The sequence below is a fragment of the Pseudomonas chlororaphis genome (assembly GCF_001921865.1).
In the GTDB taxonomy this organism is placed as follows: domain Bacteria; phylum Pseudomonadota; class Gammaproteobacteria; order Pseudomonadales; family Pseudomonadaceae; genus Aquipseudomonas; species Aquipseudomonas chlororaphis_D.
On sequence record NZ_MSCT01000004.1, the window covers coordinates 79,135 to 97,441 of the forward strand.

Annotated in this window: 16 protein-coding genes; 8 read left to right on the forward strand and 8 right to left on the reverse strand. The window is 62.9% G+C overall.

The annotated features are described in order from the left end of the window. The first annotated feature begins 20 nt into the window (after positions 1-20). The 5 genes from parE to BTN82_RS02320 all read left to right on the forward strand — a co-directional run bounded on the left by parE (position 21) and on the right by BTN82_RS02320 (position 6,592). A complete protein-coding gene (gene parE / locus BTN82_RS02300) occupies positions 21-1,928 on the forward strand; it encodes a DNA topoisomerase IV subunit B (protein WP_075117572.1) in 1,908 nt (635 codons plus the stop codon). Next, on the forward strand, positions 1,928-2,911 hold the full coding sequence (locus BTN82_RS02305; protein ID WP_075117573.1) for an esterase-like activity of phytase family protein: 984 nt from the start codon (positions 1,928-1,930) through the stop codon (positions 2,909-2,911). Before parE ends, BTN82_RS02305 begins: the two co-directional genes overlap by 1 nt. Next, entirely contained in the window at positions 2,908-3,429 is a 522-nt protein-coding gene (locus BTN82_RS02310; protein WP_075117574.1) for a TIGR02281 family clan AA aspartic protease, read from the forward strand. Before BTN82_RS02305 ends, BTN82_RS02310 begins: the two co-directional genes overlap by 4 nt. A 10-nt stretch (positions 3,430-3,439) precedes the next feature. Next, positions 3,440-5,698, forward strand: coding sequence for a DNA topoisomerase IV subunit A (parC, locus tag BTN82_RS02315; RefSeq protein WP_075117575.1), 2,259 nt, complete (start codon positions 3,440-3,442; stop codon positions 5,696-5,698). Between the two features lie 180 nt (positions 5,699-5,878). Beyond that, positions 5,879-6,592 (forward strand): membrane integrity-associated transporter subunit PqiC, encoded by a 714-nt coding sequence (locus BTN82_RS02320; protein WP_075117576.1) that lies wholly within the window; start codon positions 5,879-5,881, stop codon positions 6,590-6,592. Between the two features lie 202 nt (positions 6,593-6,794). Here BTN82_RS02320 and BTN82_RS02325 read toward each other — a convergent pair whose 3' ends face one another. Further along, the gene (locus tag BTN82_RS02325; RefSeq protein WP_075117577.1) at positions 6,795-8,333 is read right to left on the reverse strand and encodes an AhpA/YtjB family protein; all 1,539 of its coding nucleotides are present in this window, start codon (positions 8,331-8,333) and stop codon (positions 6,795-6,797) included. Positions 8,334-8,467: 134 nt separating this feature from the next. Here BTN82_RS02325 and serB point away from each other — a divergent pair, with 134 nt between their 5' ends. After that, positions 8,468-9,682, forward strand: a complete 1,215-nt coding sequence (serB, locus tag BTN82_RS02330) for a phosphoserine phosphatase SerB (RefSeq protein ID WP_075117578.1) — start codon at positions 8,468-8,470, stop codon at positions 9,680-9,682. A 70-nt stretch (positions 9,683-9,752) separates the two neighbouring features. On the opposite strand, the gene asd is transcribed toward serB, so the two are convergent. Genes asd through BTN82_RS02345 form a run of 3 tightly spaced genes read right to left on the reverse strand, consistent with a single transcriptional unit; the run spans position 9,753 to position 13,027 of the window. Continuing rightward, positions 9,753-10,613, reverse strand: coding sequence for an archaetidylserine decarboxylase (gene asd, locus BTN82_RS02335; RefSeq protein ID WP_075117579.1), 861 nt, complete (start codon positions 10,611-10,613; stop codon positions 9,753-9,755). A gap of 16 nt (positions 10,614-10,629) precedes the next feature. Next, positions 10,630-11,445, reverse strand: a complete 816-nt coding sequence (gene rhdA, locus BTN82_RS02340; protein ID WP_075117580.1) for a thiosulfate sulfurtransferase — start codon at positions 11,443-11,445, stop codon at positions 10,630-10,632. Between the two features lie 43 nt (positions 11,446-11,488). Beyond that, positions 11,489-13,027 (reverse strand): HDOD domain-containing protein, encoded by a 1,539-nt coding sequence (locus BTN82_RS02345; protein WP_075117581.1) that lies wholly within the window; start codon positions 13,025-13,027, stop codon positions 11,489-11,491. A gap of 166 nt (positions 13,028-13,193) precedes the next feature. Between BTN82_RS02345 and motA the strand changes: the two genes are divergently transcribed. Both motA and motB read left to right on the forward strand, forming a co-directional pair. After that, positions 13,194-14,045 carry a flagellar motor stator protein MotA gene (gene motA, locus BTN82_RS02350; protein WP_075117582.1) on the forward strand — a complete coding sequence of 284 codons (852 nt, stop codon included), beginning with the start codon at positions 13,194-13,196 and terminating at the stop codon, positions 14,043-14,045. Positions 14,046-14,048: 3 nt separating this feature from the next. Beyond that, on the forward strand, positions 14,049-15,062 hold the full coding sequence (gene motB / locus BTN82_RS02355; RefSeq protein ID WP_075117583.1) for a flagellar motor protein MotB: 1,014 nt from the start codon (positions 14,049-14,051) through the stop codon (positions 15,060-15,062). A gap of 54 nt (positions 15,063-15,116) precedes the next feature. Here motB and BTN82_RS02360 read toward each other — a convergent pair whose 3' ends face one another. From BTN82_RS02360 to rsgA, 4 genes are all read right to left on the reverse strand, one after another. After that, positions 15,117-15,608: a toll/interleukin-1 receptor domain-containing protein gene (locus tag BTN82_RS02360; RefSeq protein WP_075117584.1), complete on the reverse strand. Its 492-nt coding sequence runs from the start codon at positions 15,606-15,608 to the stop codon at positions 15,117-15,119. Continuing rightward, positions 15,608-16,567 carry a caspase domain-containing protein gene (locus BTN82_RS02365; RefSeq protein WP_075117585.1) on the reverse strand — a complete coding sequence of 320 codons (960 nt, stop codon included), beginning with the start codon at positions 16,565-16,567 and terminating at the stop codon, positions 15,608-15,610. Before BTN82_RS02365 ends, BTN82_RS02360 begins: the two co-directional genes overlap by 1 nt. Positions 16,568-16,569: 2 nt before the next feature. Beyond that, on the reverse strand, positions 16,570-16,980 hold the full coding sequence (locus tag BTN82_RS02370; RefSeq protein ID WP_075117586.1) for a TIR domain-containing protein: 411 nt from the start codon (positions 16,978-16,980) through the stop codon (positions 16,570-16,572). A gap of 233 nt (positions 16,981-17,213) precedes the next feature. Continuing rightward, positions 17,214-18,245: a small ribosomal subunit biogenesis GTPase RsgA gene (gene rsgA / locus BTN82_RS02375; protein WP_075117587.1), complete on the reverse strand. Its 1,032-nt coding sequence runs from the start codon at positions 18,243-18,245 to the stop codon at positions 17,214-17,216. Positions 18,246-18,307 lie beyond the last annotated feature (62 nt).

Here is an 18,307-nt window from a genome sequence, read left to right on the forward strand (position 1 = left end):
ACGACTGACGACGAGACCCCATGGCCACTCCCAGCGCTAGCTCTTATAACGCAGACGCCATCGAAGTCCTCTCGGGCCTCGACCCGGTGCGCAAACGCCCGGGCATGTACACCGACACCACCCGGCCGAACCACCTTGCCCAGGAAGTCATCGACAACAGCGTTGACGAAGCCCTGGCGGGGCATGCCAAGTCGATCCAGGTCATCCTGCATGCCGACCATTCCCTGGAAGTGTCCGACGACGGCCGCGGCATGCCGGTGGACATCCACCCGGAAGAGGGCGTGTCCGGTGTCGAGCTGATCCTCACCAAGCTCCATGCGGGCGGCAAGTTTTCCAACAAGAACTACCAGTTCTCCGGCGGTCTGCACGGGGTGGGTATTTCCGTGGTCAACGCCCTGTCGACCCAGGTGCGGGTGCGGGTCAAGCGTGACGGCAACGAATACCAGATGACCTTCGCCGACGGTTTCAAGGCCACCGAACTGGAAGTGCTCGGCAGCGTCGGCAAGCGTAATACCGGGACCAGCGTGTACTTCGCCCCGGACCCGAAATACTTCGACTCGCCGAAATTCTCCGTCAGCCGCCTCAAGCATGTGCTCAAGGCCAAGGCCGTGCTGTGCCCGGGGCTGCTGGTCAGCTTCGAGGACAAAGGTACCGGTGAGAAGGTCGAATGGCATTACGAAGACGGCCTGCGTTCCTACCTGGTGGACGCGGTCAGCGAATTCGAGCGCCTGCCGGCCGAGCCTTTCTGCGGCAGCCTGGCCGGTAACAAGGAAGCGGTGGACTGGGCCCTGCTGTGGTTACCGGAAGGCGGCGACAGCGTGCAGGAAAGCTACGTCAACCTGATCCCGACTGCCCAGGGCGGCACCCATGTCAACGGCTTGCGCCAGGGCTTGCTGGATGCCATGCGCGAGTTCTGCGAATTCCGCAACCTGCTGCCGCGCGGCCTGAAGCTGGCCCCGGAAGACGTCTGGGAGCGCATTGCCTTCGTCCTGTCGATGAAGATGCAGGACGCGCAGTTCTCCGGCCAGACCAAGGAACGCCTGTCGTCCCGCGAGGCGGCGGCCTTCGTTTCCGGGGTGGTCAAGGACGCCTTCAGCCTGTGGCTCAACGCCAACCCTGAGCTGGGCATGCAACTGGCGGAGCTGGCCATCAGCAACGCCGGCCGTCGCTTGAAGGCCAGCAAGAAAGTCGAGCGCAAGCGCATCACCCAGGGCCCGGCGCTGCCTGGCAAGCTGGCGGACTGCGCCGGCCAGGACCCGATGCGCTCCGAGCTGTTCCTGGTGGAGGGCGACTCCGCCGGCGGTTCGGCCAAGCAGGCGCGGGACAAGGAGTTCCAGGCGATCCTGCCGCTGCGCGGGAAGATCCTCAACACCTGGGAAGTCGACGGCAGCGAAGTCCTGGCCAGCCAGGAGGTGCACAACATCGCGGTGGCCATCGGCGTCGATCCGGGCGCCGAGGACATGAGCCAACTGCGCTACGGCAAGATCTGCATCCTCGCCGACGCCGACTCCGACGGCCTGCACATCGCCACCTTGCTCTGTGCGCTGTTCGTCCAGCATTTCCGCCCGCTGGTGGAGGCTGGCCACATCTACGTGGCGATGCCGCCGCTGTTCCGCATCGACCTGGGCAAGGAGATCTACTACGCCCTCGACGAAGCCGAGCGCGATGGCATCCTCGACCGCCTGGTGGCCGAGAAGAAGCGCGGCAAGCCGCAAGTCACCCGATTCAAGGGCCTGGGCGAAATGAACCCGCCGCAACTGCGTGAAACCACCATGGACCCGAACACTCGGCGCCTGGTGCAGTTGACCCTCGGTGAGGACTACGCCGCGACCTCGGAAATGATGGACATGCTGCTGGCGAAGAAACGCGCCGCCGATCGCAAGAGCTGGCTGGAGACCAAGGGCAACCTGGCCGAGGTTGTGGCCTGATGCGCAGAGGCTTGGCCCTGGCGTTGCTGTTATTGGCTGGTTCGGCGATGGCCGATGCGGTGCCCGAACTGAAGTTGCTGGCCGAGCATCCGGTAGACGGCATGCGCGGCGGCAACCTGTCGGGCCTGGCTCAGTGCGGCAACGAGTTGTGGACGGTATCCGACCGCGACGATGACCAGATCTACCGGCTCGATACCAGCGACCGCGTGTGGCAGGCCGAAACCGTGCGTATCGACGTGCCCGCGGTGCCGGACACCGGCTTGCCCTGGGGCCTGAACTCGCGCACCTGGGCGGCGTCGTTCATCCGCGGCGGCGACCTGGACTTCGAAGGCATCACCTGCGACAGCGCCGGCAACAAATATGTGGTCAGCGAGTCCCATGCGGCTGTGCTGCAGCTGCCGCCGACAGGCTCGGCGGCCTGGCTGAAGATTTCCCCGATCATGGTGCGCGAGGCACGGGCCAGTGGCATGTTGCTGCACTTCAACGCCTTGTTCGAAGGCCTGGCGGTGAACCCGGCCGGCGACCGGATCTGGCTGGCCGCCGAGCGCGAGCGCCGCGGGCTGCTGTTGATCAAGCGCCAGCAGAGCGTCTGGGACTGCGACGGCGGCTGTGTGCTGCTCAGCGAGGCGGGGCTGGAAATGCAGCCGCCGCAGATGCCCAAGGCCAAGGCGGTGTCCCGTGATTTCGCCGACCTGTCGCTGTTCGAGGGCAAGCTGTTCACCCTCGAGCGCAATGCGTTTCAGGTCTGCCGGCGCGATGCGTTGACGGCCAAGGTCGAGCGTTGCTGGTCGTTTGCCGCCGAAGCGCTGCAGGAGCACAGGCGTTATCCACAGGCTTATGGCCTGACCGAGGCGTTGGTGGTGGATGCCGAGGGCGCCTGGATCGGTGTGGATAACAACAATGGCGCCCGTGCCGACGGCGAAAAACGCCCGATCGTCTGGCGCTTCGCCGCGCCCGAAGGCGGCTGGAGTGCCAAGCCGTGAGCCAGCAGCCACCGGGCAAGCGCGCCGGGCGCGTGCTGCTGGTGCTGGCCTGGGGCGCCGGATTGTTCCTCGCCACGCGGTTTTTCGGCGAGTGGGAGCAGCGTCAGGAAAACCCCAACGCTGTCGTCACCTCGCAACAACATGAGGGTTACATCGAAGTGAAACTGGTCGGCAACGGCCAGGGGCATTTCGTCGCCAGTGGCCGGATCAACGGCCAGCCGGTGGATTTCATGCTCGATACCGGAGCGACCGATGTGTCGATCCCGTCCGGGCTGGCCGAGCGTCTTGGCCTGGAGAAGGGCGCGCCGGTGACCCTGAGTACCGCCAACGGTCGCAGCGAGGGTTATCGAACCCGCCTCGACCGCCTGCAATTGGGCGATATCGTCCTGCGGGATGTCCGTGCGCTGGTCGCGCCGGGCCTGGGCGGCGAGCAGGTGTTGCTGGGCATGAGCGCTTTGAAAAAACTTGAATTTACTCAGCGTGGCGGCACCTTGCTGCTGCGCCAGACAACGAACTGATGAGGCCCGCATGAGCGACTCCCTGGATCTCAGCCTGGATGGCGTAGAACGCCGATCGCTGGCTGACTACACCGAAAATGCCTACCTCAACTACTCCATGTACGTGATCATGGACCGTGCTTTGCCGCATATCGGCGACGGCCTGAAACCGGTACAGCGTCGTATCGTCTACGCCATGAGTGAGCTGGGGCTGGATGCCGATTCCAAGCACAAGAAGTCCGCCCGTACGGTCGGTGACGTGCTGGGTAAGTTCCATCCCCACGGTGACTCGGCCTGCTACGAAGCCATGGTGCTGATGGCGCAGCCGTTCAGCTACCGCTACACGCTGGTGGACGGCCAGGGTAACTGGGGTGCGCCGGACGATCCCAAGTCCTTCGCGGCCATGCGTTACACCGAGGCGCGCCTGTCGCGCTATTCCGAAGTGCTGCTCAGCGAACTGGGCCAGGGCACCGCGGATTGGGGGCCGAACTTCGACGGCACGCTGCAGGAGCCTTTGGTATTGCCGGCGCGTTTGCCGAATATCCTCCTCAACGGCACCACCGGTATCGCCGTGGGCATGGCCACCGACGTTCCGCCGCACAACCTGCGCGAAGTCGCCACCGCTTGCGTGCGCCTGCTGGACGAGCCCAAGGCCACGGTCGAGCAACTGTGCGAGCACATCCAGGGGCCGGACTATCCGACCGAGGCGGAAATCATCACGCCGCGCGCCGACCTGCTGAAAATCTACGAGACCGGTCGCGGCTCGGTACGCATGCGTGCCGTTTATCGCGTCGAGGACGGCGATATCGTTGTCACCGCGCTGCCGCACCAGGTGTCCGGCGCCAAGGTATTGGAACAGATCGCCGCGCAGATGCAGGCCAAGAAGCTGCCGATGGTCGCCGACCTGCGCGACGAGTCGGACCACGAGCACCCATGCCGGATTGTGATCATCCCACGCTCCAACCGGGTCGACCCCGACGAGCTGATGCAGCATCTGTTCGCCACCACCGAGCTGGAGTCCAGCTACCGGGTCAACGTCAACATCATCGGCCTGGACGGCAAGCCGCAGTTGAAGAACCTGCGCGCCCTGCTGGTGGAGTGGTTGGAGTTCCGCGTACTCACGGTGCGCCGCCGCCTGCAATTCCGCCTGGACAAGGTCGAGCGTCGCCTGCACCTGTTGGACGGCTTGCTGATCGCATACCTCAACCTCGATGAAGTGATTCACATCATCCGTACCGAGGACCAGCCGCGAGCCAAGCTGATCGAGCGTTTCGCCCTGAGCGAAGTGCAGGCCGACTACATCCTCGATACCCGCCTGCGCCAGTTGGCGCGGCTGGAAGAGATGAAGCTGCGCGCCGAGCAGGACGAACTGCTCAAGGAGCAGGCCAAGCTGCAAGCCTTGCTCAACAGCGAAGCCAAGCTGAAGAAACTGGTGCGTACCGAGCTGCTGCAGGATGCCGAAATCTACGGCGACGAGCGTCGTTCGCCGATCGTCGAGCGTGCCGAGGCCAAGGCCCTGTCGGAAAACGAGTTGATGCCGACCGAGCCGGTCACCATCGTTCTGTCGGAAAAAGGCTGGGTCCGTTGCGCCAAGGGGCATGATATTGACGCCACTGGTTTGTCATACAAGTCCGGCGATGGTTTCAAGACCTCGGCTATTGGGCGTTCCAACCAGTTCGCGGTGTTCATCGACTCCACCGGGCGCAGCTACTCGGTCGCGGCGCATACGCTGCCATCGGCCCGCGGCCAGGGCGAGCCGCTGACCGGACGTCTGACGCCGCCGCCGGGGGCGAGTTTCGAGTGCGTCTTGCTGCCGGACGACGAGGCGCTGTACGTGATTGCGTCTGACGCGGGCTATGGTTTCGTGGTCAAGGGCGAGGACTTGCAAGCCAAGAACAAGGCTGGCAAGGCGCTGTTGAGCCTGCCGAACAACGCCAAGGTCTTGCTGCCGCGGCCGGTCAGCGATCGCGAACAGAACTGGCTGGCTTCGGTGACCACCGAAGGGCGCTTGCTGGTGTTCAAGATCAGCGACCTGCCGCAACTGGGCAAAGGCAAGGGCAACAAGATCATCGGGATTCCGGGCGAGCGGGTCGCCAGTCGCGAAGAATACGTGACCGATATCGCCGTACTGCCCGAGGGCGCGACCCTGGTGCTGCAGGCCGGGAAACGTACCTTGTCGCTCAAGGCCGATGACCTGGAGCATTACAAGGGTGAACGCGGGCGTCGTGGCAACAAACTGCCACGCGGCTTCCAGCGAGTGGATGCGTTGTTGGTAGAAACTCCCAATTAACGCGGGTCAGAGTGGCCGATCTGCCATTTAACCGGTGGATCGGCGCTACAACACTGGAGTCATGGCGCATATTCACGGATGATATGCGCTTTCAAGCGCCGGCGTGGCTGAGCGTTATTCAGGGTTATTTTTGCGTATTTACACTGTGGCTAGCCTTGTGGCCGCCACCTGGATGGGATGATGACTGCTCTGCGCCTTCCTTTTGTTTTTTTGCTCGCTGGCGTTCTTGGCCTGGCGGGTTGCAGCGTGCACCAGCCGGTGTCGCTGTATCAGCTGGACAGCGGAAGTCCAGCGCAACCGGCACAAAGTACCGGTATGGCGGTATTGCTGGGGCCGGTGTTGGTTGCCGACTATCTGCAACGTGAAACGCTGCTGCAACGCCAGAACGACGGCAGCCTACAAGCTTCGACCGACGGTCGTTGGGCCGGCAGCCTGTCTTCCGATATCGACCAGCTGCTGTTGCGCCAGGTGGCTGGCCAGCTGGACAGCCAGCGGGTCGTGCTGGCGCCGGCGAGCACGGGTTTCACCCCGGATGTGCAGGTGCTGCTGTCGATCACTCGCCTGGACTCGGGCGCGTCCCAGCCAGCGGTACTCGATGCGCAATGGCGCCTGATCGATCGCCGTGGGCAGGTTCGCGACAACCGTATCGTCCATCTGCAAGAGCAGCATGCGGGAACCACCGCTTCCCAGGTCCAGGCCCAGGGTGTGTTGCTGCAACGCCTGGCCGAGCAGTTGTCTGGTGCGCTCAAGCCGTTGGCCAACCAGCCTACGGTCGCCGAGGTGCCTCGCAAGGCAGCTCCTGCGCCAGTGGCGAAGCCGGCCGAGCAGGAGAAGCAGCCGAAGATTCCGATGGCCACGCCGATCCGCACGGATATGGAAGTGTTCCGCTTCTGAGCCTTGCCGCTCCAGGACAAAGCCCGCTGATCAGCGGGCTTTGTCGTTTCTGGAGGGCAGTGGTGGTCTGGAACGGTTATCGCGAGCAAGCTCGCTCCTACAGGGGAGCGGCATATCTTTGTAGGAGCGAGCTTGCTCGCGATAGGCTGCGCAGCGGCCACAAAAAAGCCCGCATCGCTGCGGGCTTTTTCATTGGGTTGGCTCAGAGCCTGGCCCGGGTCTCGTGCATCCGCGCCAACTGCCGCTCCAGCATCGACGGATAAGGCTCCATCAACCGCTCGACGCAGCAGGCGCCTTCCGGGCTGGCGATCGGACGGATGCGCGCACGCTGGCGAATCAAGACGTCGTCGCTGATCTTGCGCTCGACCAGCAGCAGGTTGCGGCTGTGCTGGGATAGCGCCAGGGCATCCTGGGCGGTTTCGGTCAGCAGCAGGTCGATCTGGCTCAGGCCGAACAGCTCGTCACCCAGGGTCAGGCCCAGTTGCAGTTGCAAGGTGATGCCGCTGTCGGCCACTTCGATTTGCAGGGCGTGGCCCAGGGCGCGCAGCAATTCGCCACAGCAGATGGCGTTGGTCAGGTAGTCGTCGCCGCTGTCCTCGCTGTGGAACAGCATCAGCGTGCTGCCGTCGTTCAGGGTGTGCAGTTCGCTCTGGTACAGCGAAGCGGCCTGGTCGAGGCAATCTCGATAACGCTCCAGCAACTCCGTCAGCCGGGCGCGGGGCAGGCGGCGCAACTGGTCCTGGGCGCCCAGTTGTACGGCCAGCACGGCACTGTGCTGCGGCTGCGCGGGAACGGCGGGTTTGGCGACTGGCTTGGCGACGGCTGCGGTGCTGTCGCGAAGATCGGCGAAGGGGTCTTCTTCCTCGTCCTGATCTTCTTCGGCGTTGATTACGTGCCGGGGAGCAGGCTTGAGCCCGGCCACGGGAGCGCTTTCATCGAAGCTCGGGTCGCGCAGGTTGCGCACCTCGAAGCTCGGTTCCGCGTCCTCGGTATCGTCGTAGTCGGTGTCGTCGATCTCGGCTTCCGGTTCGGGCTCCGGCTCGATCTTCTCCGGCGCGAAGCTGGCGTGCAGCTGGCGCGCCAGGTCGCCGATTTCGTCCTGGCGCTGGGTGGCCGGGGTGTGTTCGTCGATATCGCGCAGCCAGACCCGCAGTTGCATCAGCGGCGTGGAGATATGCCGGCCCAAACGCAGGCTCAGGGCCAGGGCCAGGGCCAGCAGGATGGCGCTGAGAATGCCCATGCTCTGCAGGCTGATGGTCATCGGCTGCTGGAACTGTTCCATGTCTAGGCTGATGCGCAGGTTGCCCGCGGTCACGTCCTGGAAGGTGATCTTGGTCTGGTAGACGCCCTCGGTTTCGCCCAGCAGGCTGCTTTTCGGGCGCTGGCCGGCTTCGGCGAGGATGCGGTTGTCCACGCTGTAGATCGCCGCATGGGCCACCAGCGGGTTCTTGGTCAGGTTGTTCAGCAGCACGTTGAGGCTGAGGATGTCGTTGGACACCAGCAGCTCGGTGGCCGAGGTCGCGGTCTGGGTGGTCAGGCTCTGACCCAGGGCGTCGGCTTGCTCGTGCATGGCCTGCTTGAATTGCAGGCCCATCACGCAGGCATAGATCACCAGGGCCAGGGCGACCAGGATCACGTTATGGCTGGCGATGCGCAATGCAATCGGTACACGGCGGTGGCGCAGTGCACGGAAGATCAGCAGGAAGAAGTTATCGGTTTTAACTGGCGTGGGCCGGTTCACTGAGCTCGGCTCTTTTGTCCGTGAAGTTGAGGCGCAGTATAGCGACAGGCCCTAGACCGGCAAAGCGCTGGCTGTGCCCGATGGTCACTGAAAGTGGTTAGAATGCGGTTTTTTTCCACCTGCGGGGGTGCGCCTTGCGCGAAATCGTCCTGATAAACATCACTGGTGAGGACCGTCCGGGTCTCACTGCGGCCATTACCGGCGTTCTGGCCCAGGGTGGTGTGAACATTCTCGACATCGGCCAGGCGGTGATTCACGACACGCTGTCGTTCGGCATCCTGGTTGAAATCCCGGACAACGAGCAAAGCTCGTCGGTCCTCAAGGACATCCTGTTCACGGCCTATGAGCTGGACCAGCAGGTCCGCTTCACGCCGGTTTCCGAAGAGGATTACCAGCAATGGGTCGGCGGCCAGGGCAAGAAGCGCCATATCGTCACCTTGCTGACCCGCAAGGTCACCGCCGAGCAGTTGCAGCGCGTCAGTTCGATCACCGCCAAGTACGGCTTGAACATCGACCATATCGATCGTCTTTCCGGACGCATGCCGCTGGACACCCCGGCCGACAAGGGCAAGGGCTGCATCGAGTTTTCCGTGCGTGGCGAAGCCGCCGATCCGCAGGCGTTGCGTGCCGAATTCCTCAGCGTTGCCCAGGAACTGAACGTCGATATCGCTTTCCAGGAAGACTCGCTGTTCCGTCGCAACCGCCGCCTGGCGGTATTCGATATGGACTCGACGCTGATCGAGGCGGAAGTCATCGATGAGCTGGCCAAGGCCGCGGGCGTGGGTGACCGCGTAGCGCAAATCACCGAGCGGGCCATGGCCGGCGAGCTGGATTTCCGAGCCAGCTTCAAGGAGCGCCTGGCTTTGCTCCAGGGCCTGGATATCAAGGTGCTGGATTCCATCGGCGCATCGCTGCGCCTGACCGAGGGCGCCGAAACCCTGTTCGCCGAACTCAAGCGCCTGGGCTACAAGACCGCGATCCTCTCCGGTGGCTTCACCTACTTTGCCAAGCAATTGCAGACCAAGCTGGGGATCGACTACGTGTTCGCCAACGAGCTGCAAGTGGTCGACGGCAAGGTGACCGGCGTTGCGGTCGAGCCGATTGTCGACGCCCAGCGCAAAGCCGATCTGCTGCGCGAACTGGCAGCCAAGGAAGGTTTGCGCCTGGAGCAGACCATTGCGGTCGGCGATGGCGCCAACGACCTGCCGATGCTGGCGATTGCTGGCCTGGGCGTGGCCTTCCGCGCCAAGCCGCTGGTCAAACAGTCGGCCAAACAGGCGATTTCCACCCTGGGCCTGGATGGCGTGCTTTATTTGCTGGGCTTTCGCGACCGCGACGGCCAGCTCTGAGCTAAAGCGCAAGCCAAAAAAACGCCGCGATCTGCGGCGTTTTTTTATGCGTGGGGTTTATGCCCGGATATCAAGCCTTGCCCAGGCCCATGCCTTGGCCCATCTGTACCGGCGAGCCGGCTACCAGTTCTTCGGCCCACTGCACCTGATCCGGTCCGAACAGCACGATCGCGGTTGAACCCAGCTTGAAGCGGCCCAGTTCGGCGCCTTTTTCCAGGTGGATCGGCGCGCGGGCGGCCTCGTCGTAGCGGAAGGTTTTCAGCTCGCGCTTCGGCGGAGTCACCAGGCCGGCCCAGACGGTCTCGATCGAAGCCACGATCATCGCGCCTACCAGGACCACGGCCATCGGGCCACGCTCGGTATCGAAAACGCACACCACGCGTTCGTTGCGGGCGAACAGCTCCGGCACGTTCTCCGCGGTGGTCTGGTTGACCGAGAAGATCCGCCCCGGCACGTAGACCATTTCCCGCAGGGTGCCGGCCAGCGGCATGTGCACGCGGTGGTAGTCCTTCGGCGACAGGTAGACGGTGGCGAAATCGCCGCCCATGAACGGAGCTGCCAGGGCCGAGTCGCCACCCAGCAGTTCAAGCACGCTGAAACTGTGGCCCTTGGCCTGGAACACTCGGCCATGTTCGATCGGGCCCAGCTGGCTGATCGCGCCGTCGGCCGGGCTGAGGATCGCGCCCGGGGTCGGGTCCAGCGGGCGGGCGCCGTCTTTCAGGGCGCGGGTGAAGAATGCGTTGAAGTGTTCATAGGCGCTCAGGTCTTCCACCAGCGCTTGTGACATGTCCACCTGGTAACGCTTGGCGAACCAGGCGGTGAAGGCATTCTTGAACCAGCGTACGCGGCACTCGGCAATGCAGCCGGCCAGGCGCGACAGCAGGTGGTGGGGCAGCAGGTACTGGCTGAGGATAAACAAACGCTTTTTCATTAACTGTCCTTAAACCTTAAATCTCTACGGGCGTGTCAGGGTGGTTGCCCCATTCGCCCCAGGAACCGGCGTAGCCTTTGACTCGCGGATAACCGAGCGCCTTGGCCACCAGATAGGTGAAGCCAGAACGGTGGTGAGTCTGGCAGTGGGTAATCACTTCTTTGTCTTTGCTGATGCCGAGCTGTTCGAGGATCTGTGGCATATCGCTGCGGATCCGCAGGTTGCGCGCCGGGTCCATGCCCGCGGTCCATTCGAAATTGACCGCGCCGGGAATATGCCCGCCCTTGGCCGCGAGGACTTTCTCCCCCGAGTACTCCAGAGGGCCGCGCGCGTCCCAGATCGCCAGGTCGGCCGCGCCCAGCCGGCTTTGCAGGTATTCGCGGGTGGCCGTCGGCTCGTCGTGCAACGTCAGGGCGACAGGCCCGCCGACGGCTGCCGGGACTTCGTTCGACACCGGCAGGCCTTCAGCCAGCCAGGCCAGCAGGCCGCCGTCCAGATAGTGGTAGTGGGAGTGCCCGATCACGTCCAGCAGCCAGATGAAGCGTCCGGCCCAGCCGCCGCCTTCGTCGTCGTAGACCACATAGACCGCATCCGGGTTATGCCCCAGTTCGCCAAACAGCGCTTCGAGGGCGGCCTGCGGCGGCATCAGCCCGGGCGCTGGCGCCTGGCCGAGCTGGGTGCGCTTGGGGTCGACGAAATGCGCGCCGGGGATATGCCCCGCGGCATAGCGGGCGGCGCTGGTCAGGTCCACCAGAATCAGTTCGCGGGCGTTCAGGCGAGGGAGCAAGTCGCTCGGCTCGATCACCAGCGGCAAGCCAGAGAAGTCAGACATGTGAGGTCTCCAGGGCACAAAGGGGAAGATTGTAGCGCAAGCGTCAGCGGCTGCGGTTGGTAAAGCTGTGCAGGGCTTTTTCGATGCACTGCACGGTCTTGCCAAATGCCTGTACGGAGATTTCCGAGAAAGGCAGGCCGCCCTGGTCGGCGACGACCAGCATGATTGCCCGGCCGTTGCAGGGCACCGAGCGCATCAACAGGTGCTCGCCACGAAACAGCGTACGCAGGCTGCCGGGCAGGCGGGCAGAGAATTGAGCGTTATTGGTTGGCGTCAGGCGCACCTGGGCCGGTGCCTCCAACAGCCGCTGCAGCACGCTGCTCTGATCGACCCTCAAGGCCAGGCTCGTGGCTGGAGTGGGTAGCCCGGCGATCTGATGCACCCGCAACTGGGTGCGTGTGCGGTCGATCATCAGCAGCATCACCCGGCGCATGCCGCAGGCCACCAGAGCGTCGCGGGCCAGGGTGGTCAAGTGCATGGCATTGCTGAAGCGGCTGGGCTCCACCAGCAGTTCGCCGCACAGTTGGCGCCATTTGGCCAGTTCTTCGGCCGTTGGGGCGGGGGCCGTGAGCTCGCCGCGCTGCAGGCGCCGGGTTTCCCAGGGCCAGAGCAGCGCTTCGGCCGGGTGCCACAGGTCGGGCATGCTGTGATGGCGGGCGCTCTGCGCGGCCTGCTGGTGCAACTGTTGTTGCAGTTCGTCCATCGACATCTGCAGATACAAGCTGGTCAGGTATTGCCAGCGTATGCAGTGCGGGCCGGTCCAGGACTCTTGGGCCGAGAGGGCCAGGGCGTTGGCCAGCAACACGCTGTTGGCCGGCTGGTTCAGCCAGCGCTGCAAGGCCGGATCGGCATCCAGGCATTGTTGCTGGTGCAGCGGGTGGGCATTGTCGCGGGCAATATGCAGGGCCTTGACCAACTGGTCCTGCTCATCCATCAGCAGGCGGTAACCCTGCTGCACCCAGATCGGCAAATACCACAGCTCTACCAGGGCCTGGCACAGCTCGAGCAAGCCGATGCCGAACAGTTCCTGTTCCACCTGCCGGGCCGGCTCGGCCTTGTGGATGACCCGCAGTTCCCATTCTTCGAGGAGTTTTGGATAGACCAGCGCCATGGGCCACAGCGGCGAAAGAAACAGCAGGCTGCCCCAGTGGATGTCCTGCCAGAGCCTGGCCAGGCGCCCGGCGAAAAAGCCGTTGGCCTGTTGGGTCGCGTGCTGGCTGATCAGTTGCAGCTGGCGCAGCCCGGCCGGAATCTCCTGTTCGGGCTGGGCGGGCAGGCGGGCAAGCAATTCTTCGGTGCGCTTGAGACCCAGGCGGTTGAGGGCGATCTCCAGGTTCTCGGCCGGTTCGCCCATGCTGCCGTGGGTGTGGCGATTGGCTTCGCGAATCACGCTCAAAGCCAGAGCGGGGCTGTCCTGCATCAGGTCGGCAATATCACGCAACGAACTGCGATTGTCCCGGATGGCTTTGCAGACCCGGTCGTGGCTGGCCTGCGGCACTGGCAGGCTGACCGAGTCGAGCAGTTTTATCCAGGCATCGAGGGTGCTGGGTGCGGTAGTTGGGACGGTCGTTTCATTAGACATGGCTGGGCGCAATCATCGTTTGCTGTAAACACGCCCAGAGCGGGCCAAACTGGCTTTTCGCCTTAACGGCCTATAGTCTGGCGCAGTTTTGCCGATAAGTAGAAGAAGAGTTTTAAGAACTTCCGAATATGACCTTGAACCCGACTCAATAAGTACTTTCCTACCTATGGCTAAAATTATCGGCATCATCGTCGTGTTCGCGAGCGTGCTCGGCGGATACGTGCTTTCCCACGGCAAGATTGCCGCTCTGATCCAGCCTTTCGAGGTCTTGATTATCGGCGGCGCAGCCTTGGGCGCGTTCCTCCAGGCGAACCCTGGCTACATGACCATGCACGTGCTCAAGAAGTCCTTGGGGATGTTCAGTTCGCGCTTTTCCCAGACGTTCTACCTGGAAGTGCTGGGGCTGATCTACGAGATCCTCAACAAGAGCCGCCGCGAAGGCATGATGGCGATCGAAGGCGATATCGAAGATGCCGCGGCCAGCCCGATTTTCGCCAAATACCCGGCGGTGCTCAAAGACGAGCGCATGACGGCCTTCATCTGCGATTACCTGCGCATCATGTCCTCCGGCAACATGGCTCCCCACGAACTGGAAGGCCTGTTCGACATGGAGCTGTTCAGCCTCAAGGAAGACCTCGAGCATCCGTCCCATGCGGTCAACGGCATCGCCGACGGCATGCCGGGTTTCGGTATCGTCGCGGCGGTACTGGGGATCGTGGTGACCATGGCGTCCCTGGGCGACGGCGACCAGAAATCCATCGGCCTGCACGTAGGCGCGGCGCTGGTCGGTACCTTCTTCGGTATTCTCGCGGCCTACGGCTTCTTCGGCCCGCTGGCCCACTCCCTGGCGCACGATGCCAAGGAAGAGCTGAACGTCTACGAAGCCATCAAGGCTTCCCTGGTGGCCTCGGCTTCCGGCATGCCGCCATCGCTGGCGGTGGAGTTCGGCCGCAAGGTTCTGTACCCGGCGCACCGTCCGAGCTTCGCCGAGCTGGAACAAGCGGTTCGCGGTCGCTAAGCCATGGAAAACAATCAGCCGATTATCATCAAGCGCGTCAAGCGCTTTGCCGGCGGGCACCATGGCGGGGCATGGAAGATCGCCTTCGCCGACTTCGCCACGGCGATGATGGCGTTCTTCCTGGTGCTGTGGCTGTTGTCCACCGCGACCCCGGAACAGAAGATCGCCATCGCCGGTTACTTCAAGGACCCGATCGGCTTCTCGGAAAGCGGTACGCCCTACATCATCGACCTGGGCGGCTCTCCCGAGGTGGCGCCGGACCATACGCTCAACCCCGAGGTCCAGTCGCAACCGCAGCCGGACAAGGTGACGGTCGATACCGACCAGGTCGAGGGCATGGCCGAGCAGGTTGAAAAAGAGCGCCTGGAACTGCTGTTGCAAGAGTTGCAGAACAAGGTCGAGGAAAACCCGCAACTGCAGAAATTCAAGGACCAGATCCTGTTCGAGATCACTCCGGATGGCCTGCGCATCCAGATCATCGATTCGGAAAACCGGCCGATGTTCGACTCTGGCAGCGCGCGCCTGAAACCGTATTTCGAGGACATCCTGCTGGCCATGGCCGACACCATCAAGGCGGTGCCGAACAAGATCAGCATCAGCGGCCACACCGATGCCAAGCCTTACGCGGGTGCTGGCGATTTCGGCAACTGGGAACTGTCGGCCAACCGGGCCAATGCCGCGCGTCGTGCGCTGGTGGCGGGCAGTTATCCCGACACCCAGGTGGCTCGCGTGGTGGGGTATGCCTCGTCGTCACTGTTCGATCGCAAGGACCCATTCAACCCGGTCAACCGGCGTATCGACATCGTGGTGCTGACCAAAAAGGCCCAGCGCGCGATTGAAGGCGAAGTGGCTCCCGAGACACCGGTGCCCACCCAGGGCCAGGGCGCTCCGGGCGAAGTACCGGCCGACCCGAACGCCCTGCCGCCGGAGCAGGAACCCTTGCCGGCCCATGAGTTGCGCGAACGGCTGAATATCTTCGACGACCCGGCGCCGAAGCCGGCCGAACCGCCGAAGTAGTGACCCACAAAAAAGCCGACATCCGTGTCGGCTTTTTTGTGGGCGGCGCAAGGCTCAATAACCGCGGCGAATCCTGGCCTTGAGTTCCGCGTGGAAGTGGTCCGCATTGGTCTTGTTGTGGGTGTGCAGGGATTCGCTGCCATCCACCGACTCCAGGGACAGCGAGCGCTTGAGTGCCGACTCGTTGCGATAGGTGTCGATAAACAGCTCGATGTCGCTGGCTTTGCTCAGCTTCGGCCATTTGTCGAGGTATTCCGGCAATTCGCTGGCGCCGGTCCTGAACGAGCAGATCCGCCGATTGCTGATGGTCGCTTCGCCGATCTCGAACGGCACCCACCAGGACAGCGCGGTCTTGTCCGACACCAGGGCCAGCAAATGCGTGCACTCGGTGATGCGGCGGGTGATCACTGCGGTGATGTCTTCGGTGCTCAGGGATTCGATATCCTGCACATCGAGGTAGGTCTGGATACCGGCTTCTTCCAGGCGCTTGTTGATGTTGATGGCCAAAGGGCGGTCGGTATGTCGGTAGCTGATAAAGACAGGCATCAGAAATGTCCTTTGATCGCCAGTTCGCGATAGTAGGCACCGAACGCCGTGAGGCGGCAGCCGGTGGAGTGGATGGCGGCGTAGTACATGTGTTCGGCGTCCACCGGCTCGATCAGGCTGTGCCGGTTGCACTTTTGCAGTTGGGCGAAGACGTCGCCGTGATCGGGGTTGAATGCCGGGTCCGTGGGCTCGTAGCTGGGCGCGAGGGCGAACACTGACTGGGCTTCGGGAAACCACTCGGGTAGCCGACGCAGGATTTCTTCCGGGATCAGCGGCGGGACTTCGCGCAAGGCGATGAATTGGGAAACGTTGGTCTTGAACACTGGCCGCTGTTCCCAGGCGCCGAGCGCGTTGTCGACGAATGAGTACAGGCTGCCGGGTGTGATCGCGCCCAGGACGTTGGCCGCACCGCCGTGCAAGGCTTGCAGCAGCAACCCGGTGAAAACGCCATGGCCGCTCTGTTCCAGGGCGGGCTGGGCTTTCTTGCAGGCGGTAAGAATGGTCATGCCTTCGCCGATGGTGCTGACGCCGCCCCTCAGGCCGCGCGCCTCTGCGGCGGCGCCGGATTCGCAGCAGTCGAGAATGATCACCTTGTTCTTGATCTTCTCGGTCGCATTGGCCCATTGCAGGACATCGCTGATACGAATGCCGTCGTTGCTGCCCCGGTAGTCCTGCGCAAGCAGCGTGCCCTCTTCGATACTCTTGTCGAAGTTGCCATGGCCGGCGAAGTACAGAAGAGCCACGTTACAGTCGCCGGAGAACAACTCCTTGATGCTTTCTTCAAGGAGTTGGCGACTCAGGTTTGTTTCTGCGGACGTCAAGACCTGGTTCTTGAAGTTGGGTTTGCCGGTGGCGTGACGCTCCAGTATCGAAGCCATGGCAATGGCGTCGTTATTGCAGCCGCTCAACGGGTTTATATAGGTGTAGTTGTTGATGCCGATAAATAATGCCTTGCGCATGATTACACCGCCGTATACAGGCGAATGGCATTGACGATGCTATTGGTGTTCCACGCGCATTCGACATGGGCGGCCTCGCGTACCACGTTGGAAATTCGCTCCGCGCCAAACGGCTTGATGGCAATGATGACTTTGCCCAGGCGTTGGGCAATGGCGATTTCCTTGTTGATCCACTTGCTGTACGTGGAATACATGCCAGCCATGATCAGCACAGCGGAACAGGGGCGTATCTGGTTCTCGATGGCTTCTTCGAGTTGCTTGTCCGTTCGGGCGCCGACGATCGGGTCCTGCCAGGGTACGGAGAAGTTCTTGAAGTTGAATCCAGAGTGTGTACCGAGCAGCTCGACGAGTCTGTCGTGCTTGTCCGAGTAACTCCACGAGTGGCTGATGAACAGATGGTAGGTTTGCTGCATGAATGACTCCTCGAGAACGCAAGTCAATGCGTATCCACGCCGGCTGAATGCTGGTGTGACGAGAAATCAAATGTATTTGAACAATGGCGGCTAACAAGGTCGCGGGATAAAAGCAGATACTTCCTTTTTGTGGGAAAGATAATTCCTACAAAAAGTTGTCCATCGCAATGCATGTATCGGGCGAGCGCCACCAATAAGTAACTCCGCGCATGGCGAAGTTACTTATTGTTCTTTCAGTAGCTGTTGTCCGGCAGGCTGGCGATGATCGAGCGGTAGCTGTTCATTCGTTGTTGCTGGATCCGCCCGTCTTCCAGGGCCTTGAGCAGGGCGCAACCCGGTTCGCGGTCATGCTTGCAGTCGCGGAAGCGGCAAGTACCCAGCAGGTCGTTGAATTCGATGAAACCCGCCTCGACATCGGCGCGGCTGACATGGCCCAGGCCGAATTCGCGAATCCCCGGGGAGTCGATCAACTCGCCGCCGCCCGGGAAGTGGAACAGGCGCGCGGTGGTGGTGGTGTGGGTGCCCTGGCCGGACAGCTCCGACAGCGGGCCGACGCGGGTTTCGACTTCCGGCAGCAGGCTGTTCACCAGCGACGACTTGCCCACGCCGGACTGACCGACGAATACGCTGATCCGCCCGTCCAGCTGAGCTTGCAGCTGTTCCATGCCATTGCCGTGGTGGGCCGAGACTTCCAGCACCGGATAACCCAACTGCCGATAGACCGCCAGCAAGGCATTGAGGGCCGGGGCATTGTGCTCGTCGATCAGGTCGAACTTGTTGAGCAGCAGCAGCGGGCGAATCCCGGCATGCTCGGCCGCCACCAGGTAACGGTCGATCAGGTTGGCGTGGGGCTCGGGCAGCGGGGCGAAAACGATCACGATCATGTCGACGTTGGCGGCGACCGGCTTGAGCTGGCCGCGGCTGTCCGGGCGGCACAGCTCGGTGTGGCGCGGCAGTTGCGCGACGATCACCCCGATACCCTGGTTGCCCGGACGCCAGACCACCTGGTCGCCGGTCACCAGCGCCGGCAGGTTGGCCCGCAGGTGGCAGCGGAATACCTGGCCGGCCAGCTCGCCTTCACGCGCCTCGACTTCGACCTGCACACCGAAGTGGGCGATCACCAGGCCGGTCTGTTCGGGGCCGAGATCGCCGCCTTCCAGTGCTTCCACGGCAGAGGATTCGCGTTTGGCGGCGCGGGCGGCGCGTTCGCCTTGAATCTTTTCGATGCGCCAGTTTTGGCGACGATTGAGCTGGCGTTTGGCCATTGGTGTTCCGTGTCGATAATGCAGCGGTTGGGTAAAAACGGCGGCGAGTTTAGCACGCCGGC

Excerpts from the sequence above, each read along its gene's own strand:
- BTN82_RS02320 (WP_075117576.1), top strand. The coding sequence starts at position 5,879 with ATGACTGCTCTGCGCCTTCCTTTTGTTTTTTTGCTCGCTGGCGTTCTT.
- BTN82_RS02365 (WP_075117585.1), bottom strand. The coding sequence starts at position 16,567 with ATGCGCAAGGCATTATTTATCGGCATCAACAACTACACCTATATAAAC.
- motB (WP_075117583.1), top strand. The coding sequence starts at position 14,049 with ATGGAAAACAATCAGCCGATTATCATCAAGCGCGTCAAGCGCTTTGCC.
- rsgA (WP_075117587.1), bottom strand. The coding sequence starts at position 18,245 with ATGGCCAAACGCCAGCTCAATCGTCGCCAAAACTGGCGCATCGAAAAG.
- BTN82_RS02305 (WP_075117573.1), top strand. The coding sequence starts at position 1,928 with ATGCGCAGAGGCTTGGCCCTGGCGTTGCTGTTATTGGCTGGTTCGGCG.
- asd (WP_075117579.1), bottom strand. The coding sequence starts at position 10,613 with ATGAAAAAGCGTTTGTTTATCCTCAGCCAGTACCTGCTGCCCCACCAC.
- parE (WP_075117572.1), top strand. The coding sequence starts at position 21 with ATGGCCACTCCCAGCGCTAGCTCTTATAACGCAGACGCCATCGAAGTC.
- parC (WP_075117575.1), top strand. The coding sequence starts at position 3,440 with ATGAGCGACTCCCTGGATCTCAGCCTGGATGGCGTAGAACGCCGATCG.
- motA (WP_075117582.1), top strand. The coding sequence starts at position 13,194 with ATGGCTAAAATTATCGGCATCATCGTCGTGTTCGCGAGCGTGCTCGGC.
- BTN82_RS02360 (WP_075117584.1), bottom strand. The coding sequence starts at position 15,608 with ATGCCTGTCTTTATCAGCTACCGACATACCGACCGCCCTTTGGCCATC.
- rhdA (WP_075117580.1), bottom strand. The coding sequence starts at position 11,445 with ATGTCTGACTTCTCTGGCTTGCCGCTGGTGATCGAGCCGAGCGACTTG.
- BTN82_RS02370 (WP_075117586.1), bottom strand. The coding sequence starts at position 16,980 with ATGCAGCAAACCTACCATCTGTTCATCAGCCACTCGTGGAGTTACTCG.
- BTN82_RS02345 (WP_075117581.1), bottom strand. The coding sequence starts at position 13,027 with ATGTCTAATGAAACGACCGTCCCAACTACCGCACCCAGCACCCTCGAT.